Consider the following 22,337-nt stretch of genomic DNA (forward strand, 5'->3'; position numbering starts at 1 on the left):
GATGCATCCTAATGATGATGACCGCACCCAGTTCATGCCTCGCCCAGGTGGTCGTGCACCGGAACCTGCACGTGCCGAACCGGCGCCTTTGTCGATGCCGGCCGCGCCGATCCTCACCGGCAAAAGCCAGGGCCTGAACCCGTTGGAAAGCGCCGCCGGGCCGCTGTTGGCGCTGTTGACGCGCCTGCGCAACACCATCGCCCATCCGGCGCCGGCCAGTTTGCGTGCGCAGTTGCTGGCCTACCTGCGCCAGTTCGAAGAGCGCGCCGAAGCCGCCGGTGTGGCGCGCAACGAAGTGCTGCTGGCGCGTTACGCGCTGTGTACGGCGCTCGATGAAGCCGTACTCAGCACGCCATGGGGCAGTGCCAGCGACTGGGGCAAGCAGAGCTTGTTGATCACCGTGCACAACGAAGCCTGGGGCGGCGAAAAAGTCTTCCAGTTGCTCGACCATTGCCTGCAAAGCCCGCGTGAGCGCCTGTACCTGCTGGAGCTGTTGTACCTGTGCATGTGCCTGGGTTTTGAAGGCCGCTACCGCGTGATGAATGACGGTCGCAGCCAGTTGGAAGCCTTGCGGGAGCGCACCGCTGCTGCGATTCGCAGTGCGCGTGGTGAGCACGAACGCGAACTCTCGCCGCATTGGCGCGGCGTGACGGTGGCACGTGATCGCCTCGCGCAATTCATGCCGCCGTGGATCGCTGTGGCCATCGGCCTGGCGCTGTTGCTGGCGTTGCTGTTTGGCTTGCGCATGAAACTGGCGTCGGATGCGGAGCCGGTGTTCAAGAATATCCATGCCCTGGGCGAGATTCCGGTGCAGGCCATCGACCGCCCGGTGGCGCAGCCCAAGGTCATCGAGCGGCCGCGTCTGGCCGGCTTCCTGGTGGAAGACATCAAGGCGGGCCGCGTGGCCGTGGAAGACAAGGTCGACCGCTCCGTGGTGACGATTCGCGGCGATGAACTGTTCGCGTCTGCCAGCTCCAGCATCCGCGATGACTTCGAGCCACTGATGCTGCGCATCGCTGACGCCATCCGTAAGGTCAAGGGCCAGGTCCGCGTGACCGGGCACAGCGATAACCGCCCGATTGCCACGCTGCGCTTCCCGTCCAACTGGGCATTGTCCGAAGCGCGGGCCAAGTCGGTGCTGGACATCCTGGCGGCCAAGACCGGCCAGGCGGACCGCTTCAGCGCTGAAGGCCGCAGCGACACCGAGCCGGTGGCGACCAACGCCACCGCCGAAGGCCGTGCCCGCAATCGTCGGGTTGAAATCACCGTATTGGCGGAGGGCGTCGAGTGAAGGCGTTTTTCAGTTTCATGATTCGCTGGGTGATCCCCGTGCTGGGCCTGATTGCCCTGAGCCTGATCATCTGGTTTGTGGGGCCGTTGCTCGATGTGCTGGTGCCGGAAGGGCGGCGCTGGGTGTTGATTATCTTGGTGTTTGCGCTGTGGATCGCCTACCGCGTAGTGCGCATTATCCAGGCGCGCCGCCAGGCCGCCGAAGTGATGCGCAGCCTCGCCGCCGAAACCCCGGCCGACCCCAACAGCGTCGCCACGGCCGAAGAGTTGTCGACCTTGCGCCAGCGTATGGACGAAGCCCTGGCATTGCTGAAAAAGGCCAAGCTCGGCGGTGATGAGCGCCGCAATCTCTATGAGCTGCCGTGGTACGTGATCATCGGGCCGCCGGGTTCGGGCAAGACCACCGCGCTGGTCAATTCCGGCCTGCACTTTCCACTCGCTGCGCAGTTGGGCGCCGGTGCTGTGCGCGGCGTTGGCGGTACGCGCAATTGTGATTGGTGGTTTACCGACCAGGCCGTTTTGCTCGATACCGCTGGCCGCTACACCACCCAGGACAGCAACTCCACAGTGGATAAAGCCGCGTGGCTGGGCTTTCTCGATCTGTTGAAAAAGCAGCGTTCGCGTCGGCCCATTGATGGCGCGTTTATCGCCATCAGCCTCTCGGATCTGCTGCTCGGTACGGAGGCCGAACGCGCCGCCCATGCGGCGGCGATTCGCCTGCGGATCCAGGAGCTGTACACCCAATTGGGCGTGCGTTTCCCGATCTACCTGATGCTGACCAAGCTCGACCTGGTGCCGGGCTTCATGGAGTTCTTCGACAACCTGAGCAAGGAAGACCGCGCCCAGGTGTGGGGCATGACCTTCGCCCTGGACGACGGCAAAAACAGCGACAGCCCGCTGGCCCATCTGCAAAGCGAGTTTGCGGGTCTTGAGCAGCGCCTGAATGAACGGCTGGTGGAGCGCCTGCAACAGGAGCGTGACCCGGCGCGGCGTGACCTGATCTACGGCTTCCCGCAGCAGTTCGGTGCGTTGAAAGATTGCCTGCAAGGTTTCCTCGAAGGCGTGTTCAAACCCAACGCCTTCGAAGAGCGCGTGTTGCTGCGCGGAGTCTATTTCACCAGCGGCACCCAGGAAGGCAGCCCGATTGATCGCTTGATCGGCGCCATGGCCCAGAGCATGAACCTGGACCGCCAGCACCTGGCACGACAGAGCGGCACCGGGCGCAGTTATTTCATCGAAAAGTTGTTCACCGCCGTGGCGTTTGCCGAGCGTGGGTTGGTGGGTGTGAACCCGAAAGTCGAGCGCCGCCGCAAGTGGATTGCACGCGGTGTGCTGGCCGCTACCATCGCCCTTGTGGTGGTGGTCAGTGGCCTCTGGTGGGTGAGTTATCGTGCCAACCAGGCGTATATCGCCCAGGTTGACCAGAAGGTTGCGCCGCTGGGCCAGACCGTACAAAACCTCAGCCCGGCGCAGCGTGAAGTGCTGGCAGTGTTGCCGCTGCTCAACGCGGTGAAGAACCTCGCGGGCGATTCGCCGAGCTGGTCCGAAGGCCTGGGCCTGTATCAGGGCGATATGCTCGAAGCCGAATCTGCCAGTGTCTATCGCAAGCTCTTGATCGCCGTGTTCGCGCCGCGACTAGTGACGCGCATCGAAGAGCAACTGCATGGCGGCGGCAATTCCGACTTCCTCTACGAGGGCCTCAAGGCCTACCTGATGCTCGCCGATAACGAGCACTACGACCCGGACTTCATCAAGGCCTGGGTCGCCCTGGATTGGGACCGCAACCTGCCGCGTGACCTGCCGGCCGATCAGCGCCAGGCGTTGACCGGGCACTTGCAGGCGCTGTTCGACCGTCACCCGCCGAATGCGCGGCTGGACCCACGCCTGATCGATGACCTGCGTCGCCAACTGCAACAGCTGCCGGTGGCGCAACGCGTGTACGACCGGGTCAAGCGCCAGAAGCTGCCCGAGGGCATCCCCGACTTTCGCCTCAACGAAGCCGCCGGCCGTGATGCTGCGTTGGTGTTCAGCCGTAAAAGCGGCAAGCCATTGGGCGAACCGTTGAGTGGGTTCTTCACTGCCAAAGGCTATCGTCAGGCGTTCCTGCTCAGCAGCCTGAACCAGACTGGCACGCTCGCGGAAGAACAATGGGTGTTGGGCCGTGAGCAAGCCGATCAGCAGAACGTGGTGAGCCTGGCCGCCGACGTGCGCCGCCTGTACTTCCAGGACTACCAGCGCCAATGGGACGCCTTGCTCGCGGACATCGACTTTGTGCCGATCACCAGCGTGGCCCAGGCGGCCGATGTGCTGCGGGTGATTTCCGGCCCCACTTCGCCGCTTAAAAAGCTGCTGGTAGCCGTGGCCAAAGAGACCGATCTGCAAGCTGAAGAACGCCAATTGGCCGCCAAAGGCGTGCCGGTGGAAGGCGGTGTCGACAAGCTCAAGGAACGCCTCGGCAGCCTGCTCGGCCAGGAGCAACCAAGCGCTAATGCACCGCAAGCGGCGGACGATCCGGTGACCGCGCACTTTGCCGAACTCAATAGCATCGTCAGCAAAAACGAAGGCGAACCGGCGGCCATCGACGGCCTGTTGGCGGACATGAACGCGCTGTATGTGCAAGTCAGCGCCATGGTCGGCGCCAGTGGCGACGCCTTGCTTGGCGAGGCCAAGAACCAGGCGGCCGCTGCGGCCACGCGGGTCAGCTTGAATGCCGAGCGCCAGCCGCCGCTGGTGCAGGGCATGGTCAAGTCGGTGGTCAACTCCACCACCAGCAGCATGATGGGCGGGGTGCGTAACCAGCTGAATGCGGCGTGGGTGAGTGAAGTGGTCAACGTGTATCGCCAGTCTCTGGCGGGGCGTTATCCGATGTCGCCGGGCAGCGCGCGGGACGCCACGCTCGATGACTTCGGCCAGTTCTTCGGCGTGGGCGGGGTGATGGATAACTATTTCCGCAAATACCTGCAGCCTTACGTGGATACGTCCGCACAGACCTGGCGCTGGCAGCCGGGCGCGGCGCAGAAGCTTGGGATCGCGCCGGGCGTGCTGCAAACCTTCCAGCGTGCGGCGGCTATTCGTGACGCGTTCTTTAGATCGGGGGGCACCCAGCCGATCGTGCGTTTCGAACTCAAGCCGGTGTCGATGGACCCGACCATCACTCAGTTCCTGCTCGACCTCGACGGCCAGCAACTGAGCTACGACCACGGCCCAAGCCGGCCGGTAGCGATGCAATGGCCGAACCCCGGCAGTATCGGCGTGGTGCGTATTTCGATCACGCCGCCGTCGGCCAGTGGCCGTTCCGGCGTGACCCTGGACGGCCCATGGGCATGGTTCCGTCTGCTGGAGCAATCGGACCTGAGCGCCGGCAATTCGCCGGACCGCTTCAACCTGCGTTTGCGGGTTGATGGCGCGAGCATCGCCTACGAGTTGCGCGCCAACAGCGCCTTCAACCCGTTCAAGAGCCGCGTACTCAGTGGCTTCAGCCTGCCGGAGCGGCTATGAACACGCTGGGCTTCTACGGCAAGTTGGCCAGCCGCGGTGACTTTGTCAGCCGCGCCTTGCCCCAGAGTTTTATCGGCCCGTGGGACAGCTGGCTGGCCGCAGGTTTGCTCGCCAGCCAGAGCAGCCTGGGTGGCGATTGGCTCAACGTCTATCTGGTCAGCCCGTTGTGGCGGTTTGTGCTGGCGCCGGGCGTATGCGGGCCGGACGCGGCGGCAGGCGTGGTGATGCCAAGTATTGATCGGGTCGGGCGCTATTTCCCGTTGGCCGTGGTGGCGTTGCTTGATCACGACACTAACCCGGCGTCATTGGTGGGTGGCCCGGATACGTGGTTTGAGCAGGCTGAAGAGCTGTTGCTCAGCACCCTGGATACTGGCGCTACGTTTGAAGGCTTTAACGATGGCGTTGACAGCCTGGGCATCCCGGCCAGTGAACCGCGCGCGGTAGACAGTCGCTTCGCGGGCCTGCAGCGGGTCGCCGCCACCGTGCCCCACAGCCGCATGACCGCACTGGCCGAGCAGGCTTGTGAGGGTGCCAGCCTGTGGTGGGGCCGTGGCTCACAACGTATTTCCCCAGGTTTATTGCGGTGCCAGGGTTTGCCGGCTGCCGGCGATTTTGCGCAGTTTTTGCTCGGACAAGAAGGTGTGGTGTAGATGGGGGCGACGTTTAAATCCGCGAGCAAAAGCCATGTGGGCATGGTGCGCCAGGTCAATGAAGACGCGTGCCTGGACCTGCCGGAAAACCGCCTGTGGGTGGTAGCCGATGGCATGGGCGGGCATGCGGCCGGCGATTACGTCAGCAGCTTGATCGTCGACAGCCTGCGCAACGTGCCGGTGGGGCGTTCTCTCGATGAATACTCGGCGGCCTTGCGCAATGACCTGATCCGCATCAACGCCACGGTGCGTGAAGAAACCGCCAACCGTGGCGTGAGCATGATGGGCAGCACCGTGGTGGTGCTCGCCGCACGTGGCCTGCGTGGCGTGTGTTTATGGGCCGGCGACAGTCGCCTGTACCGCCTGCGCGAAGGGCAGTTGGACAGCATTTCGCGCGATCACAGCTACGTGCAGGACCTGCAAGACAGCGGCCTGCTCAGCGAAGCCGACGCGCGCGTGCATCCTCGCGCCAATATCGTCACCCGCGCCGTGGGCGTGGAGGCGCAGCTGGAAGTGGCGGTGACTGACCTGCTGATTTCCCCCGGCGACAGCTACCTGCTGTGCAGCGATGGCCTGAACAAGACCGTCGAAGACCATGAAATACGTGAAGTGCTGAGCCACGACGCGCCGGACGAAATCGTGCGCAGCCTGGTGCACCTGGGGCTCAACCGTGGCGCGCCGGACAATATCACTGCCATTGTCGTGAAGGTCTCGCCATGAACATTGTGATCCCTGGCTACGACATCGAAGGCGAGATCGGCGAAGGCGCCATGGCCAGCGTGTACCTGGCGACCCAGCGCTCGCTGGAGCGCAAGGTGGCCTTGAAGGTGATGGCGGCGGCGCTGGCGGCCGACCCGAGCTTCTGCGAGCGCTTCCTGCGCGAGGGCAAGACCCTGGCGCGCCTGTCGCATCCGCACACGGTGACCATCCATGACATCGGCAATGTCGGTGAGCTGTACTACATGGCCATGGAATACCTGCCCAACGGCACGCTAAAGGAGCGTATCGCCGCCGGCCTGACGCCGGAGCAGGGCGTGACGCTGATTCGCCAGATCGCTTCGGCGTTGGGCTATGCGCATGCACAGGGTTTGGTACACCGCGACGTCAAACCAGCGAACATTCTGTTTCGCGCTGACGGTACCGCCGTGCTGTCGGACTTCGGCATCGCCAAGTCCCTGGACGATCGCACCCAGTTCACCCAAGCCGGTTTTGCCGTGGGCACGCCGAGCTATATGAGCCCGGAGCAGGCGCGTGGCCAGGAAATTGATGGCCGCGCCGACCTGTATGCGTTGGGCGTGGTGCTCTACGAAATTCTCGTCGGCAAGCTGCCGTACAGCGGCACCGATGCGCTGTCCACTGCGCTGGCGCATCTGACCGAGCCGCTGCCGGAACTGCCGGTGCACCACGGGCGTTATCAGGAGGTGCTGCGCAAGCTGTTGGCCAAAGACCCGGCCGAGCGTTTTCCGGATGCGGCGGCGTTGCTGCGCGCGCTCGACCAACTGCCCGCAGATTCGCCGGAAGCCACGCTGGTGCGGCCGTTACCGATTCCGCTGAGTTTTGACTTGGCCGGAATGACGCCAGTGTCCATCGAGATTCCGACCGACAACCCCCAGCCGCAACCGGTGCGTCAACCGGTGGTAACTCCCACGCAACACCGCGCCGTGTCCGAGCAGCGCCGTGGTCCGGTGCTGGCCCTGGCCGCTGTCGCTGTGGCGGTTGCACTGGCTATTGGTGGCGTCAGTTACTGGTGGCTGAGCGGCAGCGATGAACCTGCCAAACCGCCTGTCGCCGTGGTGCCCAAGACCACGCCACCGCCGGAGGTAAAGCCGGTGGTGGCCGAGGCGGATGGCGGCCAGCGGCCGTTGCTGATGGCCGGTAAAAAGACCTTGTTCCAGCGCGTGCTCAGCAAGCCGGGCGCCAAGCTGTCCCATGATGCCGGTGGTGCAGCAGACGAAGCCCTGCCGGCGTTTTCGGTGCTCTATGTTTACCAGCGTAAAGACATCGACGGCAGCCCGTGGGTGCGTGTCGGCGCCGCAACCGATGGGCGCAGCGATGGTTGGTTGCCAGCCGCTCAAGTCAGCGACTGGAAGCAAAGCCTGGTGCTTAAGTTTACCGAGCGCTCGGGCCGGGCGCCGGTGATGTTCCTGCGCCAATCGGCGCAGGTGGAAAAGCTGTTGGCTGATCCCGCCGCCGCCAAAAACGTGTTGGCCAAGGCGCAGAAGAACCGCGAAGACAATCAACAGGTGCTGGCGCTTGAGCCGACAGCCAGTGCTGTGCCGCAAAACCAGTTTTACCTGCTGCCGATTTTTGATTCCAAAGAGAGCTTCGACGAAAACGGCCAGCCGGTGCAGTTGCTCAATGTGGCGTCCATCGACCCGGGCAGCGCGGCGGCCAAGCCGGCCACCAAAGCAATCGCCGCAGACGCTTTCCGCACGGCCGTGGTGTTGGTGGTCGACACGACGGTTTCGATGCAGCCTTACATCGACCAGGTTCGCGATGTGGTGCATGAGTTGCAAACTCGCATTGCCGAGCGCGGTGAGCTTGATAGCGTGAGCTTCGGGCTGGTGGGCTTTCGTAACAGCATCAAGAAAACCCCTGGTTTGGAATACGTCGCCAAGACGCTCATCAGCCTTGATCAGGGCCGCGACCCGCAGCGCTTCCTCGATATGGCGCGCCAGGTCAAAGCGTCCACGGTGTCCAGTCACTCGTTCAATGAGGACGCGTTTGCCGGGGTGATGCAGGCGGTCGATGGCATGGATTGGTCTGGCTACGGCGGGCGCATCATTTTGCTGGTCACCGATGCCGGCGCGCTGCGCAAGAACGACCCGTTCGCCGCCACCCAGATGAACGAAGCCGAAGTGCGCCAGGCGGCACTCGGCAAGCAGATCAAGATTTACGCCCTGCACCTGCGTACCGATGCCGGCAAGAAAACCCACGCCGGTGCCGAAACCCAGTACCGCGTGCTGACCGCAGACGCCAACCCGCAGATCGGCGACCTTTACACGCCGGTGCCCGGGGGTGATGTACACAAGCTGGGCGAGCGGGTTGATGAGATTGGCACAGTGTTCGCCAACCTGGTGCACCAGGTCCGCAGCGACACACCGCAACCGGTGCCGCTGCTGAGTAGCGCGCCGAGCCTGGCGGATAAATCCGCAGCAGTCGGCTACGCCATGCACATGGACTTCCTCGGCCGTAAAACCGCCAGCCAGGCGCCGCAACTGGTCAGCGCCTGGACCGCCGATCGTGACCTGACCAACCCGGCGCTGCCGGCGTTCCAGGTGTGCGTGATGCTCACAAAATTGCAGCTAAACGACCTGCAGCAATCGCTGAAACTGATCGTGGATGCCGCGCGTAAAACCCAGACCTCGCCCAAGGATTTCTTCCAGGAAATTGCCAGCGCTTCAGCCTATATGAGCCGTGACCCGCAGGCCCTGCGCAAGGGCGGCAACCTGGCTGACGGTGGCCTGCTCGGTGAATACCTGGAAGGCCTGCCGTACCGCAGCAAGTCGCTGAACATGACCCAGGACTTGTGGTTATCGCTGAGTGTGGCCGAGCAGGAAGACTTTATCGACGAGCTGGATTCGAAAATCCGCCTCTACGAAACCTTTCACAATGATGTGGCCAACTGGGTCCGTTTCGGCGATGCCGAGCCGGGCGATGCGTTGTACCGCGTACCGTTGTCGACGCTGCCGTAATGCTGAACTTGAGCGCGGTGCACAAAAGCCGGGGCACGGGGAGCCAGCGTTACAGCCTGGTGATTCCGGCCTTGCAGCTGCGTGCCGGTGAGCAGTTGGCGATTATCGGGCCCAGTGGCTGCGGCAAAAGCACTTTGCTGGATTTGCTCGCGCTGGTGTTGGCGCCGGATCAGGTGGGCCGGTTTGAATTCGACAACACCGATATCGGCGGGCTATGGCGTGCCGATCAGCAATCTACCCTGGCTGCGCTGCGCAGCCAGCACTTGGGTTACGTGCTGCAAACCGGCGGCCTGCTGGGTTTTCTCGATGTGCGCGGCAATATTGCCTTGTCGCGGCAATTGCTGGGTTTGAAGGATGACGGCAGCGTGGCGCGCCTGGCTGAACAGCTGGAGATCAGTGACCAGTTGGCGAAGAAACCGGCGGACCTGTCGGTGGGCCAACGCCAGCGCGTGAGTTGCGCCCGTGCCCTGGCCCATGCGCCGCAATTGGTGCTCGCGGATGAGCCGACCGCGTCGCTGGACCCACTGAATGCCGAGCGCGTGATGCAGGCGTTGCTGGCCCAGGCCCGCGAACACCGTGCCGCCTGCGTGATCGCCACCCATGACGAACCCCTGGCCCGCGCCAGCGGCTTGCAGGTACGGCGCATCGGTTGCCGCCGCGACCCTGATGGCGGCGTCACGGCCACGCTCGGGGAGGTGTGCTGATGCGCATCGGCTTGGTGGCCTCGCTGGCCTGGCAGGATTACCGCAATGACGCCTGGCTGTCGGCCTGTTCGGTGCTGGCGCTGGTGGCGGTGATCGCGCCGCTGCTGGTGTTATTCGGCCTGAAATTTGGACTGGTTGGCAGTTTGACCGAACGCTTGGAGACCGATCCGGCCACCCGTGAAATTATCCCATTGGGCGGTGGTCGATTCAGCAGCGAATTTATCCAGCAGCTAGGTCGGCGCAGCGATGTGGCCTTTGCCGTGCCGCGTACCCGACAAATTGCGGCGACCGCGCAGGTGGGCACGCTGGCATTGGAAATGCTGCCGACGGCGGCGGGTGACCCGTTGCTCAGTGGTTTGCCAATGCCCAAGGGCCTGGACCAGATCGTGCTGAGCCACACCGCAGCCGAAAAGCTTGCGGCGCGGCCTGGGGATTGGCTGGAAACCCGCTTTGCGCGGCAAGTGGCGGGGCGCGTCGAAGCCCGCAACGCGCGCCTGCAGGTGCTGGCGGTGTTGCCGTTGGAAGCCTTCGCCCGTGACGGCTTGTTTGCTGATTTGGGCTTGCTGGAAGCGGCGGAAGATTACCGCGATGGCCGTGCCGTGCCGGTGTTGGGCTGGGACGGGGATGAGGTCGGGTTGAACGAGCTGCGTGTGTACCCGGCGTTTCGTCTTTACGCACGCAACCTTACTGATGTGGAGCCGCTGCGGGTGTATTTCGCCGGGCAGAATCTGTTGGTGTCGACCCAGGCACAGACCATCGCCCAGGTGCAGTCGTTGAGCCGTAACCTGTCGTTGGTGTTCTGGATTATTGCCGGGCTGGCCTTGGTCGGGGCGTTTGCAGCGATCTTCGCCGGGGCGCTGGCGGCTGTCGCGCGCAAGCGGCGGGAATTGTCGGTGTTGCGCCTGTTGGGGTTTTCCACCGGCGCACTGTTGTTGTTTGTGGTGTTGCAGGCGCTCTACAGCGCAGGGTTTGCCGCCGTGCTAAGCGCCGGGCTGTATGGCCTGGCCGAGGCTGCTTTGAATAAACTATTTGTGCAAGGGGCGGGCGAATATGCCAGTCACCTGCTGGCGCGTCACTACGTCCTGGCCCTGGTTGCAATCCTCGGCGTCAGCGCCGTGGCGGCGGCCTGTGGCGGTTGGCGGGGGGCGCGGATCCAGGCTTCTGAAGGAATCAGAGATGTATAAGTTACTGGGCGCTTGTGTGGCGCTGAGCCTGGCCTCGTTGGCCTGGGCCGATGAAGCGAGTGACAAACTGGATAACCCCAAGCCGTTGCCGGATGACGTGAGCCTGCCGCTGCCCTGCGAAGGCAATATGGTGTTCCGCTACGCCTACGTGCTGGCCCAAGGCACGCTGGATGACCGCGAGATCAGCCTCGGTTACCCCTTTGCCGAAGGCGAGGCGGGTTATCAGCAATCGTTTATTTCCGGCTACCGCCGCGACTTTATCAACGGCCAGTTCACGCTCAAGGATCTGCCCAAGGACTGGAACAAAGTCATCGCGCCGTTGATGCCGAAAACCGACGCCAAAACTCCGCTCAAGCCGATGCTGTATTTCATCGGCAAGTACGAAGTGACTGCCCGCCAGTATGCGCAGGTGATGTCCCAGGCGCAGTCGCTGGCCAGCGGCGAACCGGCTCCAGCCTGTGATGCGCCGACCGGCATGGCCGCACGTTTGCCCAAGGTAAAACTATCGCGTTTCGAAGCTGAACGTTTCTCGGCGGTGTACAGCGCCTGGCTGATGAAATACCACCGTGAGCTGCTGCCGGTGAGCGGCCGCGGTTCTTCGGCCGACGACGGCGGCCTGGGTTTTGTGCGCCTGCCCACCGAAGTGGAATGGGAATACGCCGCACGCGGTGGCCAGGCGGTGAGCCGTCAGGAACTGGAAGGGCGACTGTTCCCGCGCCGCGTCGACGGCAGCGAGAGCGACGGCCCGCTGGGTGATTACGCGGTGTTCAACCAGGTTGCCGGCGGCACCGGTCAGGCTGCGCGCTTGATGCCCATCGGCACCAAACTGCCCAACCCGATCGGCCTGTTTGACGTGATCGGCAACGCAGCGGAAATGGTCCAGGAATCGTTCCAGCTGGTGCATGCCGGGCGCCGCCAGGGCACCTACGGGGGCTTTGTGGTCAAGGGCGGCAACTACCTGGAAGGCGAGGGCACGCTGTTTACCGGCATGCGCCGTGAGTACCCGTTGTTCGCTGCCGATGGCACTGAGCAAAGCAACGAAACCACCGGTTTTCGCGTGGCGATCGGTGCACTGTCGGCGCCGCGTTCGCGCTACAAGGAGCTGTTCGACCAGTGGCAGAAAGAAGGCCGCCTGGCGTCGCTGACTGACGCCATCGATGACGCCCAGGACCCGACCAAGCGCCTGGACAGCATCATTGCCGCCAGTGTCGACCCCAAGCTGCAAGCCGAACTCGGCCTGGTCAACGAAGAGCTGAAACGCAACGTTTCATTGATCGCCCAGCAGCGCGAAGAAGCCGCGGGCAACCTGATCCAGTCGGCCGCGTTGGTGGCCGAGACCATCAGCAATTACAACATCCGCCTGGCCAACCTGCAGAAGAGTCGCCAGCAGGCCAAAGACAACAAGGATGAGGCCAGCGCGCAGCTGTTCGACATGGCCATCACCAATGGCCGCAGCGCCCTCGACGGCGCAGTGGCGATTTACATCGACAACCTGGCCACCGGCACGCGCTACACCGATGCGGTGATCCAGGCCCAGTTTCAAAGGATCAAGGAAGAGTTGGATCGCAAGCCAGTGCTCGGCAAGAGCCTGGTGACGCGCGCGACACTGTTCGTTCGCCATGTCGGCAACTACCGCAAGCAACAGCGGGCCGACCCGGCAACGATCTTGAAGGAATTGCTCGCAGCGAGCGGTCAGCGGTCTTGACCGCTGGTTGTATGGCGAGCTTGGAAAGGACTCAGGCGGCGGTGGGCCGTGCTGGGCAAGTCAAACTTAAAAGAGAACACACCTATGCTTTTTTCCCGTAAGGCGGTTTCCAAGCGTCACCTGCTGCTGATCGCAGCTGGTTTCAGCACCGTGTTGACAGGTTGCGCCACGTCGCCGGCTTCCAAGGTCGCGTCGAGCACCAAGGTCGAGTACTACCCCAACTGCTACGAGCCGGTGCAGCACTTGCGTGCAACCGATTCGAATATGACCAAGTCGGTCGTCACCGGTGCGGCGCTTGGCGCAGCCGGCGGTGCATTGCTGGGCGCGCTGACCGGCGACTCCGACAAGCGTGGCCGTAATGCCGCCATCGGTGCAGCGGGCGGCGCCCTGGCGGGTGGCGCAGCGGGTTACTACACCGAGCGTCAGAAGCAGATCACCGATGACAACCAGCGCATCGCGTCCTACTCCACCGACTTCAATAAAAGCGCGTCCGACATCGACCGCAGCACGGCCTACGCCAAGGCGTCCCAGCAGTGCTATCAGAGCGCATTCACCAAGCTGGTGGCCGACCGCAAGGCCAAGACCGTCAACGACACTGAAGGCCGCAAGCGCCTGGCGGAAATCGTGGCTGGCTTGAAAGAGTCCAATGACCTGATCGTTGCAGTGAACGGCAAGGCCAGCGAAGACTTGAACAACTACACCCAGGCTTACGAGCAAGATCTGAAACAAGTGGGTGTGCAGCGTGCTGACGTAGTGACCGTGGCCCAGGCCGACACGACGCCGCAGGTGGTGCCGGCGAAGAAAGGCAAGACGCCTGCCAAAGTCGCCAAAAAACCGGTGCTGCCAACCGTGCCGAAAGAAGCGGTGACCACCGAGAAGAGTATTCAGACCGTGCAAACCAAGCAGGCTGAAAGCAAGCAGGTCGCCAGCGCTGGCAAGGCGCAGATCGAAGGCACCTGCCGCGATCCGAACCTGGCCGACTGGGCGCCAGTGCCGTGCCCTAACGTTTAAGCAACATGTTGCTATAAGCGTTAAACGCCTGCCGATCTCCTGCTAAAGCGCGAGATCGGTGGCGTTCTGCCGGTAAATCGTTACACTGCTGCGGCCACTTAATAAATACACTGAGGCTGTGTGCATGAAATTTCGTCTTCTGCTGTGGGTGCTGGGCCTGATGATGGGCAAAGCCAGCCGCACCAATCCTGCCTTTCAGCAACAGCTGGGTGATAAAGACCTGGCGTTCCAGTTGCAGACCCTCGACGGCAAGGTTGCCCGTCACTTCATCGTCAAAGACCAGCGCATCACCAGCCGCTCAGGTGTTCACCCGGCGCCAGCCTTTGCTATCGCCTTTAAAGATGCCGCCTACGGCTTCGCCACGATGCAGGCGAAGAACAAGCAACTGGCGTTCATGACGGGGATTCAGGACAAGTCGATCCAGATCAAGGGCAACCCGGCGTTGGTGATCTGGTTCCAGGGGCTGACCAAGTATTTGAAGCCGCGTAAAAAAACAGCTGGTTAGCTTTCTGGAGTCCTCGGGGCACTGAAAACCCCGAGGAGAGCGCCTGTAAGTAGGTCGTTAGTCCTGTTGGTTCACACGTATACGACGGTCTTTGGCTGGGTCGAATCTGCCTGAAAACCGTATGTCTCCATCGGTCACATGTTGCCGGCTCTTATATTCGTTGGTTTCGGTATTTCCGGCACTTTCATGAATGTCGACTTCGCTATCAAATTGCCGGTAAAGTTTTATAGAGGTGAATTGGGCCTTGGTCTGGATATACGTGTTGTCAGAGCGGCCAATAATAGTGTCGCTTGTACCTTCGGCGGAGATCGCCGTTCGAGATGAATCGCTGGGTGTACCACCCCTTATAGTGTTTTTTCCCGCGCCACCATTAATGAAGTTACTGCCTGTACCTCCTGCCAAGGTATCATCGCCGTTTTCACCGTATAATTCTCCGCCGCCATAGGCTAGTTCACCGGTATCATTGCCGTCGCCCAGATATACTTGAGCGTAGCCGCCTCCCGTGCTCACGGTGTCTTTGCCTGGGCCAGTGTGAATGGTTACACTGGTCTTGACGTCAGGGGCTATCTTTACACTGTCATCGCCACCGCCGCTGTCTATGAACAGTTTGCCTTGATTGCCCTCGGGGTTAGAGGCGTCGATGTCCAGCTTGACGGCGTGCCCATTGATAATGGCGACGACGCGATCATTAATAACTTTTATATCGATTTTATCATCCGCATGTCCCGTATAAATTCTTACTTCGGAGGCAGGGTGATAAGTGCGGCCATTGACGTTTTGTGGTGCGCCTGGGTCAGGCGTCGTTACAACCAGTACGGTCCCATATTGGTCTCTGCGAGGTGTAAGACTGCCGTTGATGTTTACAGAGGGTTCGGTAGCTGTAGGTGAAGGGTAGGCGCTTATTGGGTTGTTAGTTATAAAGTTGCTAACGGTGGATGAAATAGACATAGGCAGAATCCAGAGTTTTAATGGTAAGAAAACTTACCGGCATGCTCTATGTGGATTAGTTGGGCGGGACAGTTCCGTATCAGATGTTACTTTATATTTGTAAGTTGTTAGAGTGCCATGATTTCGTTGGGTAGGTATGTCACTTTCGCCTTCGCCGCTCAAAAGGCGAGGAGTAATTAACTGGCATTATGATGCGATTCAGGATCAGACCATCCAGATCAGGGCAACCCGCTCCCACATTCGACCGCGTTCTACAGTTGGAACGCAGTTAAGTGTGAGAGCTGGTTTGCCTGCGAAAGCTATGTAGCAGGCGACAGACTTATGCCTGGCTGAACTGGGACGCGAGTTCGCGTAGTAGCACCTCGGCATCCAGTACCTTGCCGACCACTTCCTCAGCCTTTTCCCGGCTCAAGCCCAAACGTTCGATCAGGGCGTCGGGTATCGCCTCATCCGGCCCGGAACCAATTCCACGACTGCGCAGCAAACGTACCGCCAAGCACACCAGGTTGGGATATTCAGCATATTGCCCGTCATAGGTCGGGTCGTGCTGAAAGCGCAGGGCGGTGGACAGTTCGTCCGGCATGTCCCAGTAGCGCATCAGCCAGGCGCCGATTTGCTCGCGGCTGATGCCCAGCAGGTGCTGCTCGACATAGCTGTGGCACAGGTGCGGGTTGACCTCCAGGTGGCGACAGATCAGCGAGAAGTGCGGCGGGAACACATGGGCCAACAGCAAGTAACCGAAGTTATGCAGCAGGCCGGCCAGGTAGGTCAGGCCGGCTTCCGGGCGCTGGGCGCGGGGCATGGCGCGGGTCAGGCCTTCGATCACAGCAGCGGTATAGATCGACTGGTGCCAGTACGGCGTGGACTGGTGCGGGTGGTCCTTGGGCAGGCTCAGGGTTTTGCCCAGGGCCAGGCCCAGCGCGAGGTTGATCACCAGGTCAAAGCCCAGCACGCGTACGATGGCGTCTTCCACTGAACGAATCTTGCCTGGCGAGGCGTAGTACGGCGACGCTGCCCAGCTCACCACTTGGGCGGCGAGGGCTGGGTCGGTTTCGACGACGCTGGTGATGTCATCGATGGTGGCGTTGGGGTCGACGCGCAGCTTGATGATTTTCTGCGCGGTGTCGGCCAGCGGCGGAATCTCGATGGTCGCTTCCAGACGCTGCTGGATTCGGCGGGCGGTGAACGCCTGCATCGCCTGGGTGATTTCCTCGCGGTCATCGTTCGGGCGATCAAGGTTGGGGCGGATGTTGCTCAGCGGTTCGCCGAAGTGCCCGGCGCTGGCCTTGGTGAGCATGGTCTTGAAATCGATGCTGGCGATTTCCAGCAGCAGCCCGGCTTCGCCGGAATGCACCAACAGGCTGGGTTCGCTGAGCAGGCTGCCTTCATACAGGCACGGCGAACTGGTCAGTACCGGCAGGCCGGGCAACAGGCTCAAGTCGTGCTTGGCCAGCATGCGCTCGATGCGGTCCGGCGACACGGCCGTGAGGCGGCGGCCGGTGAGTTCAGCCAGGCGGTTGAGGTCGAGTAACTGGCTTTGCGGGAACAGCACCATGAGTGCGCCCACGGCATCTTCCAGCAGTACTGCCTGGACTTTTTGTGCGGGATTCAGGCCGGCGTGTTCGGTCACTTCCGTGTAGGGGATGGCGAGTTTTGCGAGCAGAGCCCGAATGACCGGCGGGGCGGGCAGTGGGGCTGTGGCGAGGGCAACTTCTGACATGGCCTGATCCAATTTCGTACAGTCACCGAAGTATAACCAGCTTGATACAACTGTTGGTTGGATAAGTGAGTCAGGCGTCACACTTGGCCGTATTGCTGCCCATGCCTGAGCCAGCGATCGAGCAAGGGGCTGACATGTTCCGGCCAACGCTCCAGCAGCGCTTGCGCCGCATCACGCACAGCGGGCAGCAAGTCGGCATCGCGCATCAGGTCGGCGACCTTGAATTGCAGCAGGCCGGTCTGGCGAGTACCAAGCATTTCGCCGGGCCCGCGCAGTTCGAGGTCTTTTTCGGCGATGACAAAACCGTCGTTGGTCTCGCGCATGATGCCCAGGCGCTGACGGCCGATCTGGGACAGCGGCGGGTGGTACAGCAGCACGCAGTGGCTGGCGGCGCTGCCCCGGCCGACACGGCCGCGCAGTTGGTGCAGTTGGGCCAGGCCCAGGCGCTCGGGGTTTTCGATGATCATCAAACTGGCGTTGGGCACGTCCACGCCGACTTCAATCACCGTGGTGGCTACCAGCAGTTGCAGGTTGCCAGCTTTGAACTCGGCCATCACCGCGGCTTTTTCCACAGGCTTCATGCGCCCGTGGATCAGCCCGACCTTCAGCTCGCCCAGGGCACTGGTGAGGTCCTCAAACGTGGTCTCGGCGGCCTGGCAGGTCAGCTCTTCGGATTCTTCGATCAGCGTGCACACCCAATACGCCTGACGGCCTTCGGCGCAGGCGCCGCGCACGCGTTCGATGACCTCGACGCGGCGCGTGTCGGTGACCAGCACGGTATTGACCGGCGTGCGGCCGGGCGGCAGCTCATCGAGGATCGACGTGTCGAGGTCGGCGTAGGCGCTCATCGCCAAGGTGCGCGGGATTGGTGTGGCGGTCATGATCAACTGGTGCGGGTTCATGCGCCCGCCCACGCCTTTCTGGCGCAAGGCCAGGCGCTGTTGCACACCGAAGCGGTGCTGTTCGTCGATGATCACCAAGGCGAGGTTCTTGAACTGCACTTCGTCCTGGAACAATGCGTGAGTGCCCACCACCATCGGTGCGCCACCGGCAATCTGCTCCAGCGCCGCTGCGCGGGTCTTGCCCTTGAGCTTGCCGGCCAGCCACGCCACTTCCAGGCCCAGCGGTTCAAGCCAGCGCTTGAAGGTGATGAAGTGCTGTTCGGCGAGAATTTCGGTGGGCGCCATCAGCGCCACTTGGTAACCGGCTTCCAACGCCTGCAAGGCGGCGAGGGCGGCCACCACGGTTTTACCTGCGCCCACGTCGCCCTGGATCAGCCGCAGCATGGGTTCGTGCTGGCTGAGGTCGTAGGCGATTTCATTGCCCACGCGTTGCTGGGCCCCCGTTGGCGCAAAGCCGAGGTTGGCCAGGTATTGCGCAGGTAGTCGCGTGGCCTTGGGCATCGCCGGCGCGCGCAGGGAGCGCATACTTTCGCGCAGGCGCTGCTGGGACAGTTGGTGCGTCAGCAGCTCTTCAAAGGCCAGGCGATGCTGGGCCCAGTGATGGCCCAGTGCGAGTTCGTCGACGTCGGCGTCGGCGGGTGGGTTATGCAGGTAGCGAATCGCATCGTCCAACGGCGCCAGTTGGTAGTCGCGCGCCAGCTCCAGAGGCAACCAGTCGGGCAAGCTTTTGGGGCCGAGCATCGTCAGCGTTTGCATGCACAGCTGGCGCAGGCGTTGTTGGGTCAGGCCTTCGGTCAGCGGGTAGATCGGCGTGAGAGTGGTATCCACCGGAGGCGGCTCGTCGCCGGTGATTGCGCGGTACTCCGGGTGGTAGATTTCCAGGCCGGATGCACCGGGGCGGGCTTCGCCGTAGCAACGCACGCGGGTGCCACGCTTGAGGCCTTCCTTTTGCGCGTTGCTGAAATGGTAGAAACGCAGGCTCAGGCCGCCGGTGCCGTCCTGCAGGCGCACGACTAAACTGCGGCGCTTGCCCATCACCACATCGGCGCCGCTGACGGTGCCTTCGACCACAGCATCCTGCCCAGGGCGCAAGTGGCCGATGGGCACCACACGCGTGCGGTCCTGGTAGCGCAGGGGCAGGTGGAACAGCACGTCCTGGAGGTTCTCCAGGCCGACCTTGGCCAGCTTTTCGGCCATGGCGTCACCGACACCTTTGAGTGCGGTGACCGACACCTGCGACAGCTCTGTCATACCGTTAATCAGCTCGCAGCATTCGGCTTGGCCACCGAGCACAGACGGACCGAGTCGGCCAGGATCTCAATGGCTTTCGGGCGCGGGAAGCTCGCGCGCCAGGCAATCGCCACAGTACGGAATGGCACCGGCGGCGTGAGTGGGCGCACTTCGATCACGCCGGGGGCGTAGTGATGGCTGTCCACTGCCGACAGCGGCAGGATCGAAATACCCAGGCCGGAAGCGACCATATGGCGAATGGTTTCCAGGGAACTGGATTCCACGGTGGTATGTTTGGCGCCGTCGTTGCCCTTGGTCAGGGTCGGGCAGGCTTCCAGTACCTGATCGCGGAAGCAGTGACCTTCGCCCAGCAGCAGCAAGCTCTTGTCGTTGAGCAGGCCGGCGTCGATGGTGTCCTTTTGCGTCCACGGGTGGGAGGCCGGCATCAACACGTAGAACGGTTCGTCGTAGAGCGGCAGGGTCAGCACGTCTGCTTCGTTGAACGGCAGGGCGATGATGATCGCGTCCAACTCGCCATTGCGCAGTTTGTCGCGCAGTACATGGGTGAAGTTTTCTTCGATATACAGCGGCATCTGCGGCGCAACGCGGTGCAGTTGCGGAATCAGGTGCGGGAACAGGTACGGGCCGACGGTGTAGATGGCGCCGACTTTGAGCGGTGCAGTCAGCTGGTTCTTGCCGGCCTGGGCCAGCTCGCGGATGCTTTGGGCTTGCTCCAGTACCTTTTGGGCCTGGGCGACGATGCCTTCGCCCACCGGCGTGAGGCGCACGGCGCTCTTGCTGCGCTCAAAAATCAGCACACCGAGTTCGTCTTCAAGCTTCTTCACACCCACCGACAGCGTCGGTTGGCTGACATGGCAACGCTCGGCCGCGTGGCCGAAGTGCTGCTCTTGGGCGAGGGTCACGATGTAGCGTAATTCTGTAAGAGTCATAGCGGGCGTCCATGAGGTTGCGGGCCAAGCATACCGGCTGCAATCGATAGACGCACGTTATCAGAACTTTGATGGGGATTGAGCGGGGAATGTTGAGGATTTTGCTGAAGTGGTGAAACCAAATGTGGGAGCTGGCTTGTGTGGGAGCTCCCACACCAGCCGGCTCCCGTTTGCCGCTTACCGGCGGCGCTTCTCAATGTTGTAAACAAATGGCGCGACGATTTCGACGCTGCCGCCTTTCAACATATCGGCCGGTGGTTTGGGCAGTGGCTGGGCTCGACGGATCATGTCCAGGGTCGCACGGTCCAGATCGGCGTTGCCGGAGCGGCCCACCAACTCATAGGACAGCACGTTGCCTTCGGCATCGACCACAAAGCGCAGGCGGTTCAAGCCTTCCTTGCCTCGCTGTTGGGCACCTGGCGGATACTTCTTGTACTTCTGCAAGTGCGCCAGCAGGGCGCCTTCCCAGGACGCTTTGGCTGCGACCTGTTGTGGCGACGGGCCCGGAACCGGCTGGGCAGACTTTTCAGCTGGCGCATTGTTTTGTGGCGATTCGCTCGGCGGTTCTTCGGAAGGTTTTTCCTTGGGCGGCTCGGGCTTCTTTTCCACCGGCTTGGGCGGCTGCGGCTTCGGTTTTGGCTTGACCGGCTTGGGCACCTGGATCGTTGGTTTAGGTGCCTCAGCCAGTTTTGGCAGGGGCAGCTCTTCCACGGGGGCAGGCGGCTGCGGCGGTGTGACAACCTTGGGTGGAGCTGGCGGCGGCGGTGCAGGCATCGGCGCGAGGTCGATGACCATCGCCGCCGGTGGCAGTGTTACCGGATGCGGCGCGGACCACTGGAGCGCGATGATGATCGCGACGGCATGCACGCCCAGCACGACGGCGAGGCTGGTGCCATAACGCGTCAGTTTGTGGCGCGTCGTGATCATTTCTTGGCTGCCGTCTCAAGTCCGACCAGGCCTACCTTGAGGTAGCCGGCTGCCCGCAGGGCATCCATCACACTCATCAGGTCGCCGTAGTCCACGCCTTTGTCGGCCTGGAAGAAGATCGTCGTGTCTTTCTTGCCTTGGGTCTTGGCGTCGAGCACCGGGCCCAGGGTTTCAGCTTTGACTTCTTCTTCGCCCAGGAACAGGCGTTGGTCCGCCTTGACGCTGAGGAAAATCGGCTTCTCCGGCCGCGGCGCAGGCTTGGCGCTGGACGCGGGCAGGTCGACCTTGATATCCACGGTCGCCAGCGGCGCAGCCACCATGAAGATGATCAGCAGCACGAGCATTACGTCGATAAACGGCGTGACGTTGATCTCGTGGTTCTCGACGAGTTCGTCGTCGCCTTGATTCAAATGCAGGCCCATGGCCGATTACCCCACTTTCACCATGTGCGGTTGCGAGCTGCGCTCGGTAGGCAGGTGATCGAGGTCGCGGCTGACCAGCAGCAGGACTTCTGCCGACGCGTCCGATACCTGGGCCTTGTAGCCGGCAATCGAACGGGCGAAGACGTTGTAGATCACCACCGCAGGGATTGCTGCAACCAGGCCCAGCGCGGTTGCCAGCAGGGCTTCGGCGATGCCGGGGGCGACGACGGCGAGGTTGGTGGTCTGGGTTTTTGCGATGCCGATGAAGCTGTTCATGATGCCCCACACGGTGCCGAACAGGCCGACAAACGGTGCGGTGGAACCGATGGTGGCCAGCACGCCGGTGCCGCTGCTCATGTTACGGCCGCATGCTGCAACCAGGCGTTCGAGACGGAAGCTGACGCGTTCCTTGATGCCTTCTTTTTCGCGGGTATTGACCGACAGACGCATTTCTTCCAGAGCGTCGTGTACCAGCAGGTTGGCCAGGGTGCCCTTCTTGGTCGCGCTCTCGCTGGCTTCCTTGAGGGTGGTGGCTTTTTTCAGGTGGACGATCTCAGCGCGCAGACGGCGCTTGGCGCCCAGCAGCTCGAAGCCCTTGGCGATCCAGATGGTCCAGGTGATGATCGAGGCGATGGCCAGGCCGATCATCACGGCTTTTACCACGACGTCAGCGTTCTGGTACATGCCCCACGGCGACAGGTCATGGGCCATGCCCAGGCTGTTGTCTTCTTCCAACACTACACCGGTTTCGTCGGCAGGTGCGACGTCGCCTGCAGCCTGGGCCGGGTCTGTGGCAACCGGGGCGGCAACAGGAGCAGCTGGCGTAGCGCCGGTGTGCTCGGCAGCAGCCGGTGCGGCTGGGGCGGTGGCATCAGCGAAGGCAGCGGTCGGTGCCAGCAGTACGCTGAACAGCAGCGCAGCAATCGCACGCCAGGCGCGGGATGGGCTGTGAAGCTTGGTTGGCGAAGCGGGGTTTGTATTACGTGTCATGCTGGC

The 22,337-nt window shown here is 62.4% G+C and carries 17 protein-coding genes; 10 read left to right on the forward strand and 7 right to left on the reverse strand.

The annotated features are described in order from the left end of the window. The first annotated feature begins 1 nt into the window (after position 1). From AOA62_RS27130 to AOA62_RS27175, 10 genes are all read left to right on the forward strand, one after another. On the forward strand, positions 2–1,291 hold the full coding sequence (locus AOA62_RS27130; RefSeq protein WP_017135828.1) for a DotU family type VI secretion system protein: 1,290 nt from the start codon (positions 2–4) through the stop codon (positions 1,289–1,291). Continuing rightward, positions 1,288–4,788 (forward strand): type VI secretion system membrane subunit TssM, encoded by a 3,501-nt coding sequence (gene tssM / locus AOA62_RS27135; RefSeq protein ID WP_017135829.1) that lies wholly within the window; start codon positions 1,288–1,290, stop codon positions 4,786–4,788. Before AOA62_RS27130 ends, tssM begins: the two co-directional genes overlap by 4 nt. Then, positions 4,785–5,438, forward strand: coding sequence for a type VI secretion system-associated protein TagF (gene tagF / locus AOA62_RS27140; protein ID WP_017135830.1), 654 nt, complete (start codon positions 4,785–4,787; stop codon positions 5,436–5,438). The genes tssM and tagF overlap by 4 nt, the downstream gene beginning before the upstream one ends. After that, positions 5,439–6,158, forward strand: a complete 720-nt coding sequence (locus AOA62_RS27145) for a PP2C family serine/threonine-protein phosphatase (protein ID WP_017135831.1) — start codon at positions 5,439–5,441, stop codon at positions 6,156–6,158. Further along, a complete protein-coding gene (locus AOA62_RS27150) occupies positions 6,155–9,133 on the forward strand; it encodes a serine/threonine-protein kinase (RefSeq protein ID WP_099550253.1) in 2,979 nt (992 codons plus the stop codon). Before AOA62_RS27145 ends, AOA62_RS27150 begins: the two co-directional genes overlap by 4 nt. Beyond that, positions 9,133–9,837, forward strand: coding sequence for an ABC transporter ATP-binding protein (locus tag AOA62_RS27155; RefSeq protein ID WP_099550254.1), 705 nt, complete (start codon positions 9,133–9,135; stop codon positions 9,835–9,837). The genes AOA62_RS27150 and AOA62_RS27155 overlap by 1 nt, the downstream gene beginning before the upstream one ends. Next, positions 9,837–11,021, forward strand: a complete 1,185-nt coding sequence (locus AOA62_RS27160) for an ABC transporter permease (protein ID WP_099550255.1) — start codon at positions 9,837–9,839, stop codon at positions 11,019–11,021. The genes AOA62_RS27155 and AOA62_RS27160 overlap by 1 nt, the downstream gene beginning before the upstream one ends. Then, positions 11,014–12,726 (forward strand): SUMF1/EgtB/PvdO family nonheme iron enzyme, encoded by a 1,713-nt coding sequence (locus AOA62_RS27165; RefSeq protein WP_099550256.1) that lies wholly within the window; start codon positions 11,014–11,016, stop codon positions 12,724–12,726. The genes AOA62_RS27160 and AOA62_RS27165 overlap by 8 nt, the downstream gene beginning before the upstream one ends. A gap of 84 nt (positions 12,727–12,810) precedes the next feature. Further along, positions 12,811–13,737: a type VI secretion system-associated lipoprotein TagQ gene (gene tagQ / locus AOA62_RS27170; protein ID WP_017135836.1), complete on the forward strand. Its 927-nt coding sequence runs from the start codon at positions 12,811–12,813 to the stop codon at positions 13,735–13,737. 124 nt (positions 13,738–13,861) lie between these two features. Beyond that, complete coding sequence (locus tag AOA62_RS27175; RefSeq protein ID WP_017135837.1) at positions 13,862–14,242, forward strand: hypothetical protein; 381 nt, start codon at positions 13,862–13,864, stop codon at positions 14,240–14,242. Positions 14,243–14,299: 57 nt separating this feature from the next. Here the strand turns inward: AOA62_RS27175 and AOA62_RS27180 are convergent, their stop codons facing one another. The 7 genes from AOA62_RS27180 to exbB all read right to left on the reverse strand — a co-directional run bounded on the left by AOA62_RS27180 (position 14,300) and on the right by exbB (position 22,331). Then, positions 14,300–15,190 (reverse strand): hypothetical protein, encoded by an 891-nt coding sequence (locus AOA62_RS27180; RefSeq protein ID WP_099550257.1) that lies wholly within the window; start codon positions 15,188–15,190, stop codon positions 14,300–14,302. 319 nt (positions 15,191–15,509) lie between these two features. Beyond that, positions 15,510–16,910: an aminoacyl-tRNA deacylase and HDOD domain-containing protein gene (locus AOA62_RS27185; protein WP_099550258.1), complete on the reverse strand. Its 1,401-nt coding sequence runs from the start codon at positions 16,908–16,910 to the stop codon at positions 15,510–15,512. A 77-nt stretch (positions 16,911–16,987) separates the two neighbouring features. After that, the gene (gene recG / locus AOA62_RS27190; protein WP_026013586.1) at positions 16,988–19,063 is read right to left on the reverse strand and encodes an ATP-dependent DNA helicase RecG; all 2,076 of its coding nucleotides are present in this window, start codon (positions 19,061–19,063) and stop codon (positions 16,988–16,990) included. A gap of 8 nt (positions 19,064–19,071) precedes the next feature. Further along, the gene (locus AOA62_RS27195; protein WP_017135841.1) at positions 19,072–19,992 is read right to left on the reverse strand and encodes a hydrogen peroxide-inducible genes activator; all 921 of its coding nucleotides are present in this window, start codon (positions 19,990–19,992) and stop codon (positions 19,072–19,074) included. 177 nt (positions 19,993–20,169) lie between these two features. Then, complete coding sequence (locus AOA62_RS27200) at positions 20,170–20,919, reverse strand: energy transducer TonB (RefSeq protein WP_017135842.1); 750 nt, start codon at positions 20,917–20,919, stop codon at positions 20,170–20,172. Continuing rightward, entirely contained in the window at positions 20,916–21,341 is a 426-nt protein-coding gene (exbD, locus tag AOA62_RS27205; protein ID WP_003195519.1) for a TonB system transport protein ExbD, read from the reverse strand. The genes AOA62_RS27200 and exbD overlap by 4 nt, the downstream gene beginning before the upstream one ends. 6 nt (positions 21,342–21,347) lie before the next feature. Continuing rightward, positions 21,348–22,331 carry a tonB-system energizer ExbB gene (gene exbB, locus AOA62_RS27210; RefSeq protein ID WP_017135843.1) on the reverse strand — a complete coding sequence of 328 codons (984 nt, stop codon included), beginning with the start codon at positions 22,329–22,331 and terminating at the stop codon, positions 21,348–21,350. Positions 22,332–22,337: the final 6 nt, after the last annotated feature.

The organism is Pseudomonas sp. 2995-3, assembly GCF_002742565.1.
GTDB lineage: Bacteria > Pseudomonadota > Gammaproteobacteria > Pseudomonadales > Pseudomonadaceae > Aquipseudomonas > Aquipseudomonas edaphica.

What these genes read in the sequence shown, in the direction of transcription:
- AOA62_RS27130 (WP_017135828.1), top strand. Translation starts at nt 2, where the DNA reads ATGCATCCTAATGATGATGACCGCACCCAGTTCATGCCTCGCCCAGGT.
- tagF (WP_017135830.1), top strand. Translation starts at nt 4,785, where the DNA reads ATGAACACGCTGGGCTTCTACGGCAAGTTGGCCAGCCGCGGTGACTTT.
- AOA62_RS27145 (WP_017135831.1), top strand. Translation starts at nt 5,439, where the DNA reads ATGGGGGCGACGTTTAAATCCGCGAGCAAAAGCCATGTGGGCATGGTG.
- AOA62_RS27150 (WP_099550253.1), top strand. Translation starts at nt 6,155, where the DNA reads ATGAACATTGTGATCCCTGGCTACGACATCGAAGGCGAGATCGGCGAA.
- AOA62_RS27155 (WP_099550254.1), top strand. Translation starts at nt 9,133, where the DNA reads ATGCTGAACTTGAGCGCGGTGCACAAAAGCCGGGGCACGGGGAGCCAG.
- AOA62_RS27160 (WP_099550255.1), top strand. Translation starts at nt 9,837, where the DNA reads ATGCGCATCGGCTTGGTGGCCTCGCTGGCCTGGCAGGATTACCGCAAT.
- AOA62_RS27165 (WP_099550256.1), top strand. Translation starts at nt 11,014, where the DNA reads ATGTATAAGTTACTGGGCGCTTGTGTGGCGCTGAGCCTGGCCTCGTTG.
- tagQ (WP_017135836.1), top strand. Translation starts at nt 12,811, where the DNA reads ATGCTTTTTTCCCGTAAGGCGGTTTCCAAGCGTCACCTGCTGCTGATC.
- AOA62_RS27175 (WP_017135837.1), top strand. Translation starts at nt 13,862, where the DNA reads ATGAAATTTCGTCTTCTGCTGTGGGTGCTGGGCCTGATGATGGGCAAA.
- AOA62_RS27180 (WP_099550257.1), bottom strand. Translation starts at nt 15,190, where the DNA reads ATGTCTATTTCATCCACCGTTAGCAACTTTATAACTAACAACCCAATA.
- AOA62_RS27185 (WP_099550258.1), bottom strand. Translation starts at nt 16,910, where the DNA reads ATGTCAGAAGTTGCCCTCGCCACAGCCCCACTGCCCGCCCCGCCGGTC.
- recG (WP_026013586.1), bottom strand. Translation starts at nt 19,063, where the DNA reads ATGACAGAGCTGTCGCAGGTGTCGGTCACCGCACTCAAAGGTGTCGGT.
- AOA62_RS27195 (WP_017135841.1), bottom strand. Translation starts at nt 19,992, where the DNA reads ATGACTCTTACAGAATTACGCTACATCGTGACCCTCGCCCAAGAGCAG.
- AOA62_RS27200 (WP_017135842.1), bottom strand. Translation starts at nt 20,919, where the DNA reads ATGATCACGACGCGCCACAAACTGACGCGTTATGGCACCAGCCTCGCC.
- exbD (WP_003195519.1), bottom strand. Translation starts at nt 21,341, where the DNA reads ATGGGCCTGCATTTGAATCAAGGCGACGACGAACTCGTCGAGAACCAC.
- exbB (WP_017135843.1), bottom strand. Translation starts at nt 22,331, where the DNA reads ATGACACGTAATACAAACCCCGCTTCGCCAACCAAGCTTCACAGCCCA.